The sequence below is a fragment of the Kitasatospora sp. NPDC007106 genome, assembly GCF_040634455.1.
GTDB classification, from domain to species: domain Bacteria; phylum Actinomycetota; class Actinomycetes; order Streptomycetales; family Streptomycetaceae; genus Kitasatospora; species Kitasatospora arboriphila.
The window spans coordinates 1-16,820 of record NZ_JBEYFP010000086.1; the positions used below are offsets into that span (position 1 = coordinate 1).

Annotated in this window: 15 protein-coding genes and 1 pseudogene; 6 read left to right on the forward strand and 10 right to left on the reverse strand. The window is 74.8% G+C overall.

Features of this window, described 5'->3' with window-relative positions:
- Positions 1–457 (reverse strand): annotated as a pseudogene (gene gltD, locus ABZ641_RS11215) (glutamate synthase); the annotation flags it as partial.
- A 193-nt stretch (positions 458–650) separates the two neighbouring features.
- The gene (locus tag ABZ641_RS11220; protein WP_359980911.1) at positions 651–2,756 is read right to left on the reverse strand and encodes an MMPL family transporter; all 2,106 of its coding nucleotides are present in this window, start codon (positions 2,754–2,756) and stop codon (positions 651–653) included.
- 176 nt (positions 2,757–2,932) lie between these two features.
- Between ABZ641_RS11220 and ABZ641_RS11225 the strand changes: the two genes are divergently transcribed.
- From ABZ641_RS11225 to ABZ641_RS11250, 6 genes are all read left to right on the forward strand, one after another.
- The gene (locus ABZ641_RS11225) at positions 2,933–3,538 is read left to right on the forward strand and encodes a MarR family winged helix-turn-helix transcriptional regulator (protein WP_359980914.1); all 606 of its coding nucleotides are present in this window, start codon (positions 2,933–2,935) and stop codon (positions 3,536–3,538) included.
- Between the two features lie 64 nt (positions 3,539–3,602).
- Positions 3,603–4,253, forward strand: a complete 651-nt coding sequence (locus ABZ641_RS11230) for a beta-glucanase (protein ID WP_344624813.1) — start codon at positions 3,603–3,605, stop codon at positions 4,251–4,253.
- Positions 4,254–4,381: 128 nt separating this feature from the next.
- On the forward strand, positions 4,382–4,648 hold the full coding sequence (locus ABZ641_RS11235; RefSeq protein ID WP_359980916.1) for a hypothetical protein: 267 nt from the start codon (positions 4,382–4,384) through the stop codon (positions 4,646–4,648).
- 220 nt (positions 4,649–4,868) lie between these two features.
- Positions 4,869–5,381 carry a flavodoxin domain-containing protein gene (locus tag ABZ641_RS11240; protein WP_344624811.1) on the forward strand — a complete coding sequence of 171 codons (513 nt, stop codon included), beginning with the start codon at positions 4,869–4,871 and terminating at the stop codon, positions 5,379–5,381.
- A gap of 133 nt (positions 5,382–5,514) precedes the next feature.
- The gene (locus ABZ641_RS11245) at positions 5,515–5,811 is read left to right on the forward strand and encodes an SHOCT domain-containing protein (RefSeq protein WP_344624810.1); all 297 of its coding nucleotides are present in this window, start codon (positions 5,515–5,517) and stop codon (positions 5,809–5,811) included.
- 40 nt (positions 5,812–5,851) lie between these two features.
- Positions 5,852–6,847, forward strand: a complete 996-nt coding sequence (locus tag ABZ641_RS11250; RefSeq protein ID WP_359980920.1) for a nitroreductase family protein — start codon at positions 5,852–5,854, stop codon at positions 6,845–6,847.
- 40 nt (positions 6,848–6,887) lie between these two features.
- On the opposite strand, the gene ABZ641_RS11255 is transcribed toward ABZ641_RS11250, so the two are convergent.
- The 8 genes from ABZ641_RS11255 to ABZ641_RS11290 form a co-directional block, all read right to left on the reverse strand.
- A complete protein-coding gene (locus ABZ641_RS11255; RefSeq protein WP_359980923.1) occupies positions 6,888–7,847 on the reverse strand; it encodes a 2-dehydropantoate 2-reductase in 960 nt (319 codons plus the stop codon).
- A complete protein-coding gene (locus ABZ641_RS11260; protein ID WP_359980926.1) occupies positions 7,844–9,124 on the reverse strand; it encodes a cytochrome P450 in 1,281 nt (426 codons plus the stop codon). Before ABZ641_RS11260 ends, ABZ641_RS11255 begins: the two co-directional genes overlap by 4 nt.
- Positions 9,124–9,489, reverse strand: a complete 366-nt coding sequence (locus tag ABZ641_RS11265; RefSeq protein WP_344624806.1) for a MoaD/ThiS family protein — start codon at positions 9,487–9,489, stop codon at positions 9,124–9,126. Before ABZ641_RS11265 ends, ABZ641_RS11260 begins: the two co-directional genes overlap by 1 nt.
- 55 nt (positions 9,490–9,544) lie before the next feature.
- Entirely contained in the window at positions 9,545–10,204 is a 660-nt protein-coding gene (locus ABZ641_RS11270; RefSeq protein WP_344624805.1) for a hypothetical protein, read from the reverse strand.
- Positions 10,201–10,923, reverse strand: a complete 723-nt coding sequence (locus tag ABZ641_RS11275) for a DUF5825 family protein (RefSeq protein ID WP_344624804.1) — start codon at positions 10,921–10,923, stop codon at positions 10,201–10,203. The genes ABZ641_RS11270 and ABZ641_RS11275 overlap by 4 nt, the downstream gene beginning before the upstream one ends.
- Positions 10,920–12,770 (reverse strand): RiPP maturation radical SAM C-methyltransferase, encoded by a 1,851-nt coding sequence (locus ABZ641_RS11280; RefSeq protein ID WP_359980931.1) that lies wholly within the window; start codon positions 12,768–12,770, stop codon positions 10,920–10,922. Before ABZ641_RS11280 ends, ABZ641_RS11275 begins: the two co-directional genes overlap by 4 nt.
- A gap of 422 nt (positions 12,771–13,192) precedes the next feature.
- A complete protein-coding gene (gene trpS, locus ABZ641_RS11285) occupies positions 13,193–14,197 on the reverse strand; it encodes a tryptophan--tRNA ligase (RefSeq protein ID WP_359980936.1) in 1,005 nt (334 codons plus the stop codon).
- 203 nt (positions 14,198–14,400) lie between these two features.
- On the reverse strand, positions 14,401–16,820 hold a 2,420-nt coding region (locus ABZ641_RS11290), incomplete at its 5' end, for a tetratricopeptide repeat protein (RefSeq protein ID WP_359980934.1).

Here is a 16,820-nt window from a genome sequence, read left to right on the forward strand (position 1 = left end):
CCGAGCCGACCACCGCGACGGTGCGCCCGGTGCGGCGCTCCGGCGGCCGCGGCGGCTCCAGCCCGTGTTCCCAGGCGTGGTCGGCGATGGCGAGTTCGACGTTCTTGATGGTCACCGCGTCGGCGTTGATGGCCAGCACGCAGGCGCTCTCGCAGGGGGCGGGGCAGAGCCGGCCGGTGAACTCCGGGAAGTTGTTGGTGGCGCCGAGGCGCTCCACCGCGTCGCGCCAGTCGTCGGCGGAGACCAGCCGGTTCCACTCGGGGACGAGGTTGCCGAGCGGGCAGGCCTGGTGGCAGAACGGCAGCCCGCAGTCCATGCACCGGGCCGCCTGGCCGCTGATGATCGGGAGCAGCGCGCGCCGCTGGTAGACCTCCTCCCAGTCGTGCACCCGGGCCGCCACCGCCCGGCGGGCGCGGAGCAGCCGGGGCGTGTTCAGGAACGCCTTGGGGTCGGCCATGGTCGGCCTCCAGCGGTGCGGTTCGCCGCCGGGCGTCAGGGCGGGGAGGGCCGGGCAAGAGGGGTGCACAGGAGCGGGGGCGCGGGGCCGGGGGAGCGCGGGTCGGCGGTCGCAGCCGGGCGGGCGTGCGCACGGTGCCGTGTGGCCACCGTACGCCCGCTCGCCCGGCTTGGACAGTGGGGCGGTGCCCCGCTCAGCGGGCCGCCGGCACCTGCTCGCCGACCGGCTCGGCCGGGCTGTCCGACGGGTCGATCCGGGCCGGCCACCAGGCGCGCGGCCCCAGGTCGTGGACGAGCGCCGGGACGAGCAGCGAGCGGACCAGCAGGGTGTCCAGCAGGACGCCGAAGGCGACGATGAAGGCGATCTGCACCAGGAACGCCAGCGGGATCACCCCGAGCGCGGCGAAGGTCGCGGCCAGCACCACACCGGCCGAGGTGATCACCCCGCCGGTCGCGGTGAGCGCCCGCAGCACACCCTCCCGGGTGCCGTGCCGCAGCGACTCCTCGCGGGCGCGGGTCATCAGGAAGATGTTGTAGTCCACGCCCAGCGCGACCAGGAACACGTAGCCGTACAGCGGGACGGACGGGTCGGTGGCCGGGAAGCCGAACACGTGCGGGAAGACGACCGCACAGACGCCGAGCACCGCCAGGTAGGAGAGCGCGACGGTCGCCGCCAGCAGCAGCGGTGCCACCAGCGAGCGCAGCAGCACGATCAGGATCAGCAGGATGCAGACCAGCACCACCGGCACGATCACCGTGCGGTCCCGGGAGGCCGTGGCCCGGGTGTCCTCCTGCTGGGCGGTGTAGCCGCCGACCAGGGCGTCGGCGCCGTCCACCGCGTGCACCGCGGTGCGCAGCCGCAGCACGGTGGCGACGGCGGCGTCGCCGTCCGCCGGGTCGGCGAGCGTGGCGTCCAGCCGGACGAGGCCGTCGACCGTCTTGGCCGGGCCGCCGGGCACTCCGCCGGTGAAGGCGGCGACCGCGCTCACCCCGGGCACCGCGCGGGCGGCGGCCGCGACGGCGTCCGCCCGGTCGGCCTTCACGACGATCACCGCCGGGTTGCCGGAGCCGCCGGGGAAGTGTGCGGACAGCACCCGCTGCGCGACCACGCTGGGCTGCTCCTTGACGAACAGGTCGGTCTGGGCGACACCGCGGGCGTCCAGCGCGGGCGCGAAGGCCGCGCAGGCCAGCAGCGCGGCCAGGGCCGAGGCCCAGACGGCCCGGGGCCGCCGCCCGACCAGGGCGGCCACCCGCCGCCAGACGCCGTGCACCGGGGCGCTGCCGTCCGCCGGCGGGCGGGCCGGCCAGTAGGCGGCGCGGCCGCAGAGCACCAGGGCGGCCGGCAGGAAGGTCAGCGCCGATACCACCGCGCAGGCGATGCCGATCGCGCCGACCGGGCCGAGCGCCCGGTTGTTCGTCAGGTCGGAGAGCAGCAGCACCAGCAGGCCCAGGGCCACGGTCAGCCCGGAGGCGACGATCGGCTCGGCGGAGCGCCGCCAGGCCGTCCGCATCGCCGCGAACCGGTCCGCGTGCAGCGGGAGCTCCTCGCGGAACCGGGCGGAGAGCAGCAGCGCGTAGTCGGTCGCGGCGCCGATCACCAGGATCGACAGCAGGCCCTGGATCTGCCCGTCCACCCGGACGACGCCGTGCTGCGCCAGCACGTACACCAGGGCGCAGGCGACGCCGAGGGCGAAGACCGCGCCGACGATCACCAGCAGCGGCAGCAGCAGGCTGCGGTAGACGGCGAGCAGGATCACCAGCACCACCCCGAGGGCCACGCCCAGCAGCAGGCCGTCGATGCCGGCGAAGGCGCCGCCGAGGTCGGCGGCGATGGCGGCCGGGCCGGCCAGCGCGACGGTGGTGCCGGGCACCGGGGCGACCCGTTCGCGGACGGCGTCGACGCTGTCCACGGTCTGCCGGCCGAGGTCGGAGCGGAGCGCCACCACGCCCTGCAGGGCGCGTCCGTCCTTCGAGGGCAGGGCGGGGGAGACCTGGCCGGTGGCGCCCGGCACCGTGGCGGCGGCGCGCAGCGCCCGGTCGGCGGCGGTGCGCTGCTCGGCGGTGACCGAGCCGTCGCGGGCCTCCCAGACGACGATCACCGGGAGGCTGCCCTGGGCCTGGAAGCCCTTCTCCAGGGCGGCGACCCGGGTGGACTCGGCGCTCTGCGGCAGGAAGGCGGCCCGGTCGTTGGTGGACACCTCGGTGAGGCGGCCCGCGAAGGAGCCGAAGGCGCCTCCCAGGGCGAGCCAGGCGAGCACGAGGGCCAGCGGGATCAGGAACCGGATACGGCGAGGTGGCACGGCGGGTCCTCCGGGTGGGTCGACGGATCGGTCGACGGTCGGGCGCGATGATATCTCAATCATCGAAAGACTTGACCATTGAGATAATCGGAGCGGGGGCCGGCACGCCCTAGGCTGGTGGCCGCCCGAGCCCGAGCGGTCCGTCCGCCGGCCGTCGACCGACCGAGAGGTGACCCTTGTCCGACCAGGAGCCGACCCCCGAGGCGCCCCGGCCGCCCGACAGCAGGGCCTTCGGCAACCTCCTGCAAGGGCTCGCCTCCGAGATGAACCTGCTCGGCCACGACTTCGCCGCCGCGCAGGGCCTGCACGCCACCGACGTCCAGGCGCTGCTCGCGATCATGCGCGGCTCCACCGGTGTCACCCCCGGCCCGGTCACCCCGAGCCGGCTGCGCGAGGAACTCGCCCTCACCTCCGGCGCGGTGACCGCCGTGCTCGACCGGCTGGAGCGCGCCGGCCACATCCACCGCAGCCGCGACGCCGCCGACCGCCGCCAGGTCCAGGTGCACTACAACCCCGGTGCGAGCCGGATGGCCGCCGCCTGGTTCGCCCCCGTCGCCGCCTGCACCGACGAGGTCGCCGCCGGGTTCAGCCCGGACGAGCTGCGCACCGTCGCCCGTTTCCTCGGCCGGATGACCACCGGCCTGGAGGAACTGCGCCGCACCCGCCGCGAGGACGCGCAGGACGCGCAGGACGCGCGGGGCGTCCAGGACCCTCGCGACGGGGCGCGGACCGGTCCGGATTCGGAACCTCCGAGTTCGCATATGACGAACCGTAACGGGTAATGCACTCCCAGTGATTGACGGCGTCCGCCCAAAACGCGGCGGACCGGCACACCGGGAGGCGGCGATGGCAACGGTCTTCAGCGCGGACTTCACGTCGACACGGCAGTGGGTGGCGGGGCGCAGCAGCGCCTACCCCCGGATGGGGCCCACCAACAGGAGCGACCACAAGCTCGACCACCTCGTCCCCGACTACTGCCCGGGCGGCGTCTTCGCCGCGACCCGCCGGCCCGGCAGCGACCTGTGGAACTGCAACCTGCTCACCACCGAGGGCAGCCCGGACGGCTTCCAGCTGCGGCCCGGCGACGTGATGCTCGCCCGGGTCACCCTGCCCACCGCCCTCGGCGCCTGGCCCGCCATCTGGACCTGGCGGGACGGCGGCAACGAGATCGACGTCTTCGAGTACCACCCCGACAACCCCGACCTGCTGGAGGTCTCCAACCACGTCCGCGGCGGCTACCGCTACTGGCACGGCGGAGCGGCCGGCATAGCCCCCGGCGCCACCGTCGAGCTCCGCACCGTCTTCGGCCGCACCTCCGTCGACTGGTACGCCAACGGTGCCGCCGTCTACTCCGACCGCCGGGGCGTGGGCTCCACCTGGCACGCCCACCTGATCGTCAACCTCTCCGTCTCCGACGGCACCTACCACCCGCGCCCGCCCGTCGGCGGCCCCTCCCGGCTCAGCTGGACCTGCCACAGCCTGGTCGTCGAACGCTGACCGCACGTCCCGCCCTCCCCCCGGCCGAGCCGCACCGGCGCGGCCGAACGGACCACCACCGCCCGCCGACCGGGCGAGCGGCACCCCGCCGCGAGTGACCGGGGCGCCCGCCGGCCGTTGGGCCGGGCATGAAGAAGACCTTCACCTCCGCGGCCCTCACCGCCGCCCTCCTCGCCCCGGCGGCCGTCCTCGCCCCGGCCGCCCCCGCAGCCGCCGACACCACCGACAGCCTCGTCGGGGCGATCAACGCCGCCGACGACTGGAACTTCTCCGCCGCCGCGGTCTGCCTCCAGGAACTCGCCGTCGTCCCCGTCGGCGCGGCCTGGACGGGCACCACCGCCGACAGCTGCACCGACGGGAACATCGTCAACGACCCCCGGCCCATCAACGGCTGAACCGCTCCGGCCCCGGGCACCCCGGGGCACCGCACCCGGCCCTCCGCCCGCCCGGGCGGGGGCCGCCGACACCCCGTCCGGCCCGCCCCCGCCCGCTCCCGGCCATCACCCGAACGGCCGTACCTGGCCGCCTCGGCGTCGGTGGCCCACCCTGGAGGGGACGGCCGCACCCCGCGGGGACACCCGCCGGGCGGCGGCCGGCCGGCGACGGGAGGACGTGATGACCGCGACGAAGACAAGGAGAGTCCTGGTGGCCTACGGCAGCAAGCACGGCGCCACCGCCGGGATCGCCGCCGAGATCGGACTCACCCTCCGGCAGGACGGCTTCGACGCCGCCGTCCTCCCGGCCGGCGAGGTCCGCGACGTCTCCGGGTACGACGCCGTCATCCTCGGCGGCTCGCTCTACGCCGGCCACTGGCACCGCGACGCGCTGCGCTGCGCCCACCGCAACGCCGACGCCCTCACCGAGCGGCCGGTCTGGCTGTTCAGCAGCGGCCCGGTCGACGGCTCCGCCGAGCAGGAGGACCTGCTGCCCGTCCCCGGCGCCGCCCGCGAGATGGAACGCCTGCACGCCCGCGGCCACGTCACCTTCGGCGGCCGGGTCACCTCCGACACCCCCGGCCTGCTCGCCCGCCTCATGGTCCGCCGCGGCACCAGCGGCGACTACCGCAACGCCGAGCAGATCCGGGACTGGACCCACCAGGTCGCTGGGGAACTCCGCCGGGCCGCCTGAGACCGGCCCGCGGGTCGGGACCTGCGGGCCCCGACCCGGGCCGATCGGCCCAAGCATCCGGCCGCCCCGACCGCGCACGATGGTGGTGGGCGATCCGCCCGCGATCCGTCCGCGACCGGCGGAGGAGGCCGTGATGACGTACTGGAACGGCCATGGCATGAACGGCTGGGGCTTCGGCTTCATGACCGTCGGCATGGTGCTCTTCTGGGCCCTGCTCGTCCTCGGCATCGTGGTCCTGGTCCGCCACCTGGGCCGCACCGGGCCACCGCCCCCCGGCCCGCCCGCCCCGCCGCCCGCGGACCCCGGACGGCCCCGTACCGACCCCGAGCAGCTGCTCGCCGAACGCTTCGCCCGCGGCGAGATCGACGCCGAGGAGTACCGGCACCGGCTGGAGACGCTCCGCACCGCAGGCAGACCCGGCAGCGGCTGACCGCCGCCGGACCCGCCGATCCCACCCCCAGGAGGCCGCCATGCGCACCGAGGCCCTGGACGCCGCCGCGCTCGAGAAGCTCATCTCCGCCGCCGTCGCCGCGCCGTCCGTCCACAACAGCCAGCCGTGGCGCTTCCGGCTGCGCCCTGAGACCTCCACCCTGGAGGTGCACGCCGCCCCGGAACGCGGTCTGCCGATCGCCGACCCCGGGGGCCGCGCGCTGCACATCTCGGTCGGCGCCGCCGTGTTCAACCTGCGCACCGCCGCCCGCCACCTCGGCTGGGCGCCCCGGGTCCGGCTGCTGCCCGACTCCACCGAGCCCGGACTGCTCGCCGCGGTCGACCTCGACGAGCCCTCCCCGGTCGACCTGCCCGGGACCACCGAGCTGTACGACGCGATCTGGCGCCGGCACAGCGTCCGCGCGCCCTTCGACGGTCGCCCCGTGCCGCCCGCCGTGCTCGACCTGCTGGCCCGGGCGGCCCACGGCGAGGGAGCCTTCCTGCTGCTGCCCGACCGCGCCGAGCGCGACCGCCTGCTGCGGCTGACCGCCGAGGCCGAGCGCCGCAACACCACCGACCCGGGCCGCCGCGCGGAGAGCCGCAGCTGGGTCCGCCCCCTGCCCGACCCCGCCGCCGACGGACTCCCCGCGGACGTCCTCGGACCGCAGGACGCCGGCGGGCACCTGCCGATGCGGGACTTCTCCGCCATCCACCCGGCCGAACACCTGCCGCCCGCGCCCTTCGAGGCCGACCCGTGCATCGCCGTCCTGGCCACCCACGGGGACCACCCCGAGGACTGGCTGACCGCGGGCCTCGCGCTGCAGCACGTCCTGCTGCTCGCCACCGCGCACGGGCTGCGCGCCTCGCTGCTGCACCAGGCGATGGAGTGGCCGGGCCTGCGGGACGAGGCCCGCGACGCCCGGCAGGGCCCGTACCACGTCCACCTGCTGATCCGGCTCGGCCACGGGCCGGAGGGCGCGCCCACTCCGCGGCGGCTGCTCGCCGAGGTCGTGGACGCCGGCCCGGCACCGCTCTGAGGCCCGCACCGGCACGGGCGCACCCGGGCTCGGACACGCCTCAGTGCGGTGCTCCGGCCGCCAGCGCCTCGCGGGCGGCGAGCAGTTCGTGGAGCAGCTCCAGGACGGGCGCGCGGTGCCCGGCCCGGGCGGCGAGCCGGACGGCGGCCCCCGTCCAGGCGTCGAGCTCCGAGGGCCGGCCCGCCAGGACGTCCCGCTGCAGCGAGGAGGTCGCGTCCGGGGCCTGCCGGTCCACCAGTCCGACGGCGGTGTCGACGGCGTCGTCCGGCAGGCCGATCCCGAGCCGGACAGCCGTCCCGTGGATCTCCCGCATGGCCGCGACCAGCAGCCGCCGGGTGCCGGCGCGCGAGCGGAGCTCGCCGACGGTCGCCCCGCCGGTGGCGGCGCCGAGACTGCCGACCGGCACCACCACCAGGAACTTCGCCCACAGCTCGGCCCAGACGTCGGCCGGCTCCGCCGCCGTCAGCGAGGCGGCGCGCAGCGCCTCGCGCAGCCGCAGCACCCGCTTCGAGACGCTGCCGTCCCACTCGGTGAACCCCAGCGCGCCGGGAGGTCCCAGGTGCCGCACCACGCCGGGACGGACCGGCACGGCGACGACCCTGGCCAGTCCGGGGAGCACCCGGTCACGGCCGAGGACGGACGCCACCTGCTCGGGGGCCTCCACCCCGTTCTGCACGGTGACCACGGCGGTGTCCTCCCCGAGCAGCGGGGCGAGCGCGCGGGCGGCCGCGGTCAACTGCGGAGTCTTGACGCACAGCAGGACGGCGTCGACCTCGCCGAGCTCCGCCGGGTCGGCCGAGGCCCGCACCCCGGGCATGTGGCGGTCGGCGGACGGGCCGCCGGTGATGCGCAGCCCGTCCCGTCGGAGCGCGACGAGGGTCTCGCCGCGGGCCAGGAAGCGCACGTCGCCTCCCGCGGCGGCGAGCATGCCGCCGACGTAGCCGCCCACCGCGCCGGCCCCCACCACGGCGACGCGAAGGCCGCCCGCCGTCCCCGTCATCGCCGCCCCGCTTCCTCGGGACCCTGCCGCGGGCAGCCCGCCGGCGGCGCCGTCCCCCCGGCCGGCGGCCGCGGCAGCCGCTTCCCGACCAGGACCGGCAGGGCCTCCAGGCCCCGGCTGAGCGAGCTGTCGGCGAGCCAGGCGATCTCCTCCGGCGCCACCGCGAGCTCCAGCTGCGGCAGTCGGCGCAGCAGGGTCGTGAAGGCGATCTCGCCCTGGAGCCGGCCGAGCGGGGCACCCACGCAGAAGTGCGGCCCGTGGCCGAAGGCCAGGTGGTGGTTGGGCGAGCGGGTGACGTCGAAGCGCTCCGGGTCCTCGTGGACCTCCGGGTCGTGGCCGGCGGCGGCCAGCGAGAGGTGCACGAAGCTCCCCTCGGGGATGTCCACGCCGCCGAGCCGCAGGTCGGACGCGGCGATCCGCAGCGAGGCCCAGGAGGCCGACCCCTCGTAGCGCAGGATCTCCTCCACCGCCGAGGGCACCAGTTCGGGGGCGGCGCGGAGCACCGCGAGCTGGTCGGGCCGGCTGAGCAGCAGCGCCGTCCCGTTGCCCAGCATGTTGGCCACCGTCTTGTGGCCCGCGATGAGCAGCAGGAGGATCGTCGAGTACAGCTCCCGGTCGCTGAACACGCCCTCGTCGCGGCCCCGGACGAGGTCGCTCAGCAGGTCGTCGCGCAGGTCCTTGCGCCGCTCGGCCACCAGGTGGCCGAAGTAGTCGGTGAACGCGTCGGTCGCGGCCTTCAGCTCCGCCTCCGCGTGCTGGAACGGGTCCTGGCTGAGGACGTAGCCCCACTGCTGGAACAGCGGGCGGTCCTCGACCGGCACCCCCAGGTACTCGCAGATCACGGTGAGCGGCAGCGGCAGGGCGAAGGCGTCCAGCAGGTCGGTCCGGCCGGACTCCGGCAGGGCGTCGACCAGGTCGTCGACGATCTCCTGGATGCGCGGACGCAGGCCGGCGATCCGGGCGGGCAGGAACGCCCGGCTGATGGGCCTGCGCAGCCTGGTGTGCTCCGGCGGATCGGCGAACCCCAGGTTGCGGACCATCAGGAGGCTCTTCGCCGCCCTGTCCCGGTACCGCTCGGGGAGGTTCTCGGCCTGCTTGGACAGCCGGGGGTCGCCGAACGCCGCCACGACCTCCCGGTGGCCGAGGACCGCGAACGCCTCGGCGCCCGGCGGGTAGTCGATCCGGTGGACGGGGCACGCGGCGCGCAGTTCCGCGGTCGCCGCGTGCGGCGACGGCCCGGGATCGGTGAAGAACCGCGGGGGGAGCACGTCCGACATCAGCGGCTCCCGGGGGTGCGCCGGGAGCCGGCGCCGGCGGGGGCGCCGCTGCCGCCCGCGACGGCGGGGATGATCCAGATCACGTCACGGTCCGTCACTTCCGTCTCCAGACCGTCGAGGCTCCGGATGTCGGTGTCGTTCTGGTAGATGTTCACGTAGCGCTTCACGGCCCCTTCCACGTCCACGATGCGTTCGAGGGTGCCGGGACAGTCCCGGTCGAGTGCGCGGAGCACCTCCCGGATGTTCCCGCCACCGCCCGGGACCTGCCGCCGCCCGCCGGTCAGGGCGTGGAAGGCGGCGGGGAGCCGGACGGTCACGGCCGGTGCCGGAAGACCCCGGCTGACGCGCTGTGCGGTTTCGGGCATGCGACTGCTCTCCTGGGATGCGGGCCCGCCGGCCCCGGGGGCCGGAACGGGACGGTCAGTGGGAGGACTGCACGCCGAACTCGGCGCAGAGGTCCGGCGGGAGCCGGAGGCGGAGCGCTTCGCAGCGCTCCGGGCCGGGCCGCCAGCCCGCCACCCGGTGCGCCAGGCCGCCGTCGTCGGCGGTGTGGACGTACCAGATCACGTTCACCGGCCAGCACGACTGGCGGAAGAGGTACTCGTCCATCGGCGTCGGGTTCTCGCTGAGCCGCTGGCGCCGTTCGTGCGGCGGGCCGATCTCGTGCCAGTTCGGATGCGAGTGGACGGAGCCCATCGGCTCCAGGCCGCCCGCCGCCTGCCGTTGGACCGCCCGGAGCACGGCGCCCTCGTCGCTCCAGAACCCCCGGCCGGGATTGCGGTACACCTCGCCGAACCGGGGCGCGATGGTCGTCTCGAACTCGGCCATCACGGCCTCGTCGCTGTCGCGGACGTTCGGGACGAACTCGACGTCGCAGACGGTGATCCCGAGGTCGTCGACACGGCCGAACAGCAGGCCGGAGGCGCGCGGGAGGTGGCTCGGCGTGCCGTCGGCGCCGCGGCTGTCCAGGCACTTCCGGTACTCGCCGACGGCGTGTTCGAGGAAGCGCAGGGCGGGTTCGTGCTCGAAGCGGACGAGCCGGGGCAGGTCCCCGAACGGTGCGGTGGCGTCGTCGGTCAACTGCCCTCCTCCGGCTTCTTGCCGGCCGAGGCCAGGGTGCCGCCCAGCAGGGCGGCGCCCAGCGGCCAGCTGCGCATGTGCACCGGCAGGGTCACGCAGTGCCCGCCGAGGCGCAGGAGCAGGCCCGCGTCCACCAGCCGCTCCGCGGCGCGCCGCTGCTCCCCGGTCAGGTCGGCCCACGCACGGCCGCCCAGGCACCGGGTGAAGACGTCCACCGTGACGGGGTCGTCGAGGACGGCCCGCCCGGCGGACTCCGGCCGGCGGTCGACGACCGACAGGAAGCCCGGCCCCTTGCGGAAGTAGAGGAGGCCGAAGCTGCCGGCAGAGCGCCACTCGCCGAGGGGCGCGCTGCCGTCCCCGAGCACCGTGACCGCCTCCGGTGCCGGCAGATGGTCGAGGCGCGGGACCAGGCCGAGCTGGTGCGCGCCCAGCACGAGCGACCAGGTGACGCGGACGCCGATCGAGGCGCACTCGCGGATCAGCGCGACCGTCCGCACGACCGCCCGGTCGGGGAGCGCCGCGAGGTCGGCCGCCTCCGCCAGCCGTACCCCGGCGACGGGCACCCGGGTCAGCAGCGCCGCCAGTTCGGCGGCCGTCGGAAGGCCGTCCCCCGCAGCCCCGAGGGTCAGCGTCGCGGCCGCGGGCCGGCCGCCGCCCGGCAGGTGCCCGTCGTCCGAGGCCCGGGCCCTGAGTTCACCGATGTCCATCAGCACGCTCATCGGGACGCCGACACCTCCCGGCCGTCGACGAGCTTGCGGCGGTACGGGTCGACCTCCAGCGCGACGGCCACGTAGCGGCCCCCGTCCTCGAAGGCCAGGCCGCGGTCGACGAAGTACCGCAGCATCCGGTCGAGTTCCTCCTCGGTGACGGCGAATCCGCCCTCGGCGAGCCGCCGGCGGATGCCCGCCCGTCCGGCGCCCTGGAACATGCCCAGGTACACGTTGCTCCTGCGGTCGTCCAGCTCGATCACCTCCCCCGGCCAGCTCGCCCGGCGGTCCTCGACGGTCACCCGGCCCCCGTCGTCCGTCCAGTACGAGAGGCTGCTCCGTGCGTAGGCCCCGGCCCAGGCGTCGACCGCCTTCTTGAGTTCGTCCTCGATCGGGCCGGAGATTCCCCGGTCGGGGGTGTCGAAGAGGTAGACGAGGTCGTACAGCTCGTCCGGCGGCAATCGGTAGATGTGGTCGTAGATCTCGGCCGGGCGGCGGACGGCGAATCCCAGCGACGGCTCCTCGAAGTACGGACTGAACCGTTCGAGCGCTATGCGCCAGGCGCCGGTCGGCGGTTGCAGGTGTTCGAGTGCGGAGAGCTTCCCGAGGAGTCCGCGGTAGTCCTCCTCGGTCTCGCCCGGGAATCCGTAGAGGATGTTCCAGGTGACGTTGAGTCCGAGGTCCTCGCCGTCGCGCAGCATCCGCACGTTGTGCGCGGCGCTGACCCCCTTGTCCATGAGGCGCAGGACGTGGTCGCTCAGTCCCTCGATACCGGGCTGGACGTAGAGCACGTTCGCCTCGCGCAGGCTGCGCAACTGCTCCCGCGTCAGGTTCGACTTGATCTCGTAATGGATCCGCAGATCGCAGTCGAGGGCGGCCATTTCGGGCATCACCGTGTCGAGGTACTTCATGTCGAGGATGTTGTCCACCATCACCAGGTCGAGGACCCGGTGGCGTTCGGCGAGGTCCCTGACCTCCTGCGCGATGCGCCCGGGCGCCTTGCTCCGGAAGTCGATGGCGGACCCGTTGAGGCCGCAGAACGTGCACTGGTGGCGCTCGCCCCACCAGCATCCGCGGGAGGTCTCCAGGACCAGCATCGGACGGACGCGGTGCCGGACGGGGGAGTCCCCGAGCGAGCGGAAGTAGCTGTCGTAGTCGGGCGCGGGAACCGCGGCGAAGGGCAGCGCCGCGGCGGCCGGCGGGTTCGCGACCGCCTCGCCCCGGTCGTCGCGCCAGCTGAGGCCCGGCACGTCGGCGAAGGACCTGCCCTGCGCGATGCGGTTGAGGAGCGCGGGCAGTGCGCGTTCGCCCTCGCCGCTGACCACGAAGTCGAACTGCTCGAAGTTGCGGTGCAGGGTCGGCCCCTGCGGGCCGTCGCAGTTGCTGCCGCCGAGGACCGTCCGGATGCCCGGGACGAGCCGCTTCAGCTCCTTGGCGAGTGCGAGGGACGGCACGTTCTGCATGAAGGTGCTGGTGAATCCGACCAGGTCCGGCGGGTCGGCGGCGATCTCGGCCGCGAGGTCGCGGACGAATCCGCGGGCATGCCTCTGCATCTCGACGGGAATCCGCGGATCGATCCCGCGGCTGCGGAGGAACGCGGAGAATTCGTCGACCCGGTAGCCGTCGGTGTCGTACAGCGCCGGGGTGAACACCCAGTCGCCCACGCCGTGGAAGACCTGGACGGCGACCTCGCCGTAGTCCTCCGCCGATATGGCGCCGCCGCTCTCGCGCATCAGGTGCTCGGCCCACCGCATGTTGGCGTACAACTCGTCGACGGTCCAGTGCGCGGCGTTCTTCCGGACGCTCGGCCCGAGTATTCCCAGCGCACTCGACGGAGTGTCGAGTCCTTGCCACGGCATGGCTACCATCAGGAGCTTCATCAAAGGGATGCCTGCCCTAGGAGGTCTGTAGGGGAAGACGCACAGGGATGCAGAAAGGGGCGCACGGCACGGGAATTCCGAGCCCGGTCTCCCGTCCCGGCGGCTGCGGCCGCACGGCGCGCCGCACCTGCTCCGGCGGGCGGGTCGACGGGACTGCGAACCCGGACTCCACTTGTCGTCCGCGCGTCAACCTGCCTTCTGCATGCTAACCAGAAGCCGGCGACTTTTACCAGAGGATCCGTGGGACCGGACGGAGCGATCGGCGCCGGTGATGCGCAAGTGCTGATGCATACTCAGATCGCATGTGTGGAACCGGCGTTCGGGCCGGGTGTGCAGATAGCGAAGGCACGGCCTCCGTCGTGGTGGGAGGCCGTGCCCGCGCGGTCGTAGGTCGGTCGTAGTCAGTAGTGGCTGTTCATGGCGGCGCGCACCTCGGCGAGGGTGGCGTCGGCCACCGCCCGGGCGCGCTCGTTGCCCTCGCGCAGCGTCCGCCGCAGGTGGGCGCGGTCGTCCGCGTACTCGGCGCGGCGGGCCCGGATCGGCGCCAGGTACTCGTTGACCGCCTCGGTCACCGTCTTCTTCAGCGCGGCGGCCCCGGCGGCGCCGATGTCGGAGGCCACCTCCTGCGGCGTCCGGCCCTGGCAGAGCGCCGCGAGCAGCAGCAGGGACGAGACCTCGGGGCGGTTGACCGGGTCGTAGGTGATGTGGCGTTCGGCGTCGGTCTTCGCCCCCTTGAGCAGCCGGGCGGTCTCGTCGGCGGTCGCGGCCAGGGCGATGGCGTTGCCCCGGCTCTTGCTCATCTTGGTGCCGTCCGTGCCGAGCAGCAGCGGCGCGCTCGACAGCAGGGCCTCCGGCTGCGGGAACACGGCGGTGCCGTTGCCGTACCGGTCGTTGAAGCGGCGGGCGATCGTCCGGGTGAGCTCCAGGTGCGGCAGCTGGTCCTGGCCGACCGGGACGAGGTTGGCCTTGCAGGACAGGATGTCCGCGGCCTGGTGGACGGGGTAGGTGAGCATCAGGCCGCTGACGGCGGACTGCCGCGAGTGCGCGATCTCGTCCTTGACCGTGGGGTTGCGGTTCAGCTCGGCGACCGAGACCAGGCTGAGGAAGGGCAGCATCAGCTGGTTCAGGGAGGGCAGCGCGCTGTGCGTGAAGACGGTGCTGCGGGCCGGGTCCACGCCGATGGCGAGGTAGTCCAGCACCAGTTCCTCGACGTGCCAGGTCAGGTTGTCGGCGACGTCGCGATCGGTCAGGACCTGGTAGTCCGGAATGATCACGAACATCTCCACGCCGAGGTCCTGGAGCCGCACGCGGTTGTGGAGCGTGCCGAAGTAGTGCCCCAGGTGCAGGCGGCCGGTCGGCCGGTCGCCCGTGAGGATCCGGAACTGCCCCGGGTCCTTGAGGATCAGCTCCTCGAGCGCCGCGCTGCGGACCTGCGCGGCGGACGTCCCGAGCGCGTCGACGGCGGGGACGGCGGGGCCGGCGGCGGTGTCGGGATCCGCGGTGGTGGGTGTGGTGTTCACGAGTCTCCTGGAAGGTCGTTCTTGCCGTCAGGATGACATGTCACTTCCACAACACAAAAGCGAGCCTTACGACATGAGGGTGCATCAGGTCACCCGGCGGAACCGGAGGAAGGGCCTGCTCCGGGGTGCCGTCCCCCGTCCGCACCGGCCGTGCGGTCGAACTCCGCGAGGATCTCGCGGGCGCTCCTCCTCGCCTCCCGCGCGGCCTCCGGGTCGCCCGCGGCGTCCGCCGAGTCACCCAGGTGGGTGAGCAGGGAGGCCTCGTTGAAGCGGTCGCCGAACTCCCGGTAGATCTGCAGCGCCTGCTCGTAGCAGGCGATGGCCTCGTGGTGGTCGCCGACCCGGTGGTGCACCAGGCCGAGGGTGTCGAGGGTGGCGCTCTCGCCGTTGCGGTCACCCGTCTCCCGCTGCAGCGCGAGCGCCTGCTCGCAGCACCGGCGGGCCGCCTGGTACCGGCCGAGCCGGGTGTTGCACCAGCCCATGTTGTTGAGCGCCCGGGCCTGTCCCGTCAGGTTGCCGGCCGCCCGGTACTTCGCCAGCGCGGAGGCGGCCTCCTCCAGGGCGGAGACGAAGTCGTGCCGCCGCTCGAACACCAAGGTCCGGCTGTTGTGGCAGTGCGCCTCGCCGAGCGGGTCGGCCAGCTCCTGGAAGAGCGGGACGGCCCGGCGCAGCAGCCGGTCCGCCTCGTCGTAGCGGCCCATCCTCGCATTGGCGCGGCCCAGTTCGCCGAGCGCCGCGGCGATCCCCGGCCGGTCGTCCAGCCGCTGCGCCGCGTCCAGCGCCGCGTGCTGCGTGGTCACCCAGTCCGGCCAGTGGCCGCGCTGTTCCAGGTAGGTCGCCATGGCCCGGGCGAGCGGGCCGACCAGGCCGTCGGGGGCCGCGTCGACCGCGGCGAGCAGGCACTGGTGCTCGGCGGCGAACCAGGCCGAGGCGCCGTCGAGGTCGGTGAAGGCCGCCGGCGGCACGTCGGGCGCGGGCGGCGGGAGGGCGATCGGTTCGTGACGGCCCAGCAGCACGGAGGCGGCGCTCGCGGTGTGCAGGTAGTAGTCGACGAGCCGGCGCTGGGCGGCCGTCCGGTCGGCGGGGGTGACGTGGTCGTGCGCGAGCGTGGTCGCGTAGGCCCGCAGCAGGTCGTGCATGCCGTACCGGTCGGGGCCGAGCGGGTGGACCAGGTGGGCCCGGCTGAGCGCGGTCAGGGCGCTCCGGGTGTCGTCCGGGCCGCGTCCGGTGAGGGCGGCCGACGCGCTCAGCGACACGTGGGGCCCGTACTGGAGGCCGAGCAGCCGGAAGGTGCGCGCCGCCGTCGCCGGCAGGTGCTGGTAGGACCAGGAGAAGACCGCGCTGACCGAGTTGCCGACCGTGTCCAGCAGGTGGAGCCGCCTGCGGCGGTCGGCCAGTTCGGACACCAGGTCCGGCAGCGGGGTGGTGTGCTGCGCGGCCGCGAGCTCGGCGGCCACCCGTAAGGCGAGCGGCAGCCCGACGCACTGCTCGGCGAGGTCCTCGCCGACCGCCGTCTCGCGGTCGAGCCGGTCGCCGATCAGCCGGCGCAGCAGGTCGAGCGAGTCGGTCATCGGCAGCAGGTCGAGGTCGAGCCGCCGGGCGCCGTGCCGGGCCACCAGCTCGCCCAGGGTGTCGCGGCTGGTCACCAGCACCGCGCAGGACCCGGTGCCGGGCAGCAGCGGCCGGACCTGGTCCACCGAGGAGACGTTGTCGAGCAGGACGAGGACGCGCTGCCCGTTGAGCTCCGTCCGGTACCGGGCCACCCGGTCGGCCTCGTCCAGCGGGATCTCGTGGGCGGGCAGGCCCATCGCGGACAGCAGCCTGGCGAGGGCGTCGCTGCCGGACAGCGGCTGCTGCGGGTCGTAACCCCGCAGGTCGACGTAGAGCTGGCCGTCGGGGAAGCGCGACCGGACCTGGTGCGACCAGTGCAGGGCGAGCGCCGTCTTGCCGACGCCGGCCGTGCCGGAGACCACCGCGACGGGCACCGCGGCGCCCGCCGGCCGGGTCAGGGTCCGCCCGAGCCAGGAGAGTTCGCGCTGCCGTCCGACGAAGTCGGGCACGTCCCCGGGCAGGGTCGCGGGCACCGGCCGGCGCCTCGGGGGCGCGGTGGTGTGCCAGGCGTCGTCCGCCAGCAGCACCTGGTAGGCGGCGGCGAGTTCGGGGCCCGGGCCGATCCCGAGCTCCTCGGCGAGCCGGCGCCGCACCTCGTGGTAGGCGTCGACGGCCGCGGCCCGCCGCCCGGCGGCGTCGTAGCCGCGGATCAGCCGGGCGAGCGCGGCTTCGTCCAGCGGGCGTGCGTGGGCGGCCTGTTCGAAGACCGCCACCGCTTCGTCCGCCGCCCCGACGGACAGCAGCGTCTCGCCCTTGGCCGCCAGCGCCGTGAACCGCTCCTCGACCAGGGCCAGGACCGCGGGATGGGCGGCCAGCGCGGGGACGTCGGCGAGCGGGGAGTCGGCCCGCCAGAGCGCCAGCGCCGCGTCGAACAGGGCGAGGGCGCCCGCGTGGTCGC

Coding starts and splice junctions, on each gene's coding strand:
- ABZ641_RS11240 (WP_344624811.1), top strand. CDS start 4,869: ATGACCGCGACGAAGACAAGGAGAGTCCTGGTGGCCTACGGCAGCAAG.
- ABZ641_RS11275 (WP_344624804.1), bottom strand. CDS start 10,923: ATGAGCGTGCTGATGGACATCGGTGAACTCAGGGCCCGGGCCTCGGAC.
- ABZ641_RS11250 (WP_359980920.1), top strand. CDS start 5,852: ATGCGCACCGAGGCCCTGGACGCCGCCGCGCTCGAGAAGCTCATCTCC.
- ABZ641_RS11255 (WP_359980923.1), bottom strand. CDS start 7,847: ATGACGGGGACGGCGGGCGGCCTTCGCGTCGCCGTGGTGGGGGCCGGC.
- ABZ641_RS11280 (WP_359980931.1), bottom strand. CDS start 12,770: ATGCCGTGGCAAGGACTCGACACTCCGTCGAGTGCGCTGGGAATACTC.
- ABZ641_RS11230 (WP_344624813.1), top strand. CDS start 3,603: ATGGCAACGGTCTTCAGCGCGGACTTCACGTCGACACGGCAGTGGGTG.
- ABZ641_RS11235 (WP_359980916.1), top strand. CDS start 4,382: ATGAAGAAGACCTTCACCTCCGCGGCCCTCACCGCCGCCCTCCTCGCC.
- ABZ641_RS11265 (WP_344624806.1), bottom strand. CDS start 9,489: ATGCCCGAAACCGCACAGCGCGTCAGCCGGGGTCTTCCGGCACCGGCC.
- ABZ641_RS11260 (WP_359980926.1), bottom strand. CDS start 9,124: ATGTCGGACGTGCTCCCCCCGCGGTTCTTCACCGATCCCGGGCCGTCG.
- ABZ641_RS11245 (WP_344624810.1), top strand. CDS start 5,515: ATGACGTACTGGAACGGCCATGGCATGAACGGCTGGGGCTTCGGCTTC.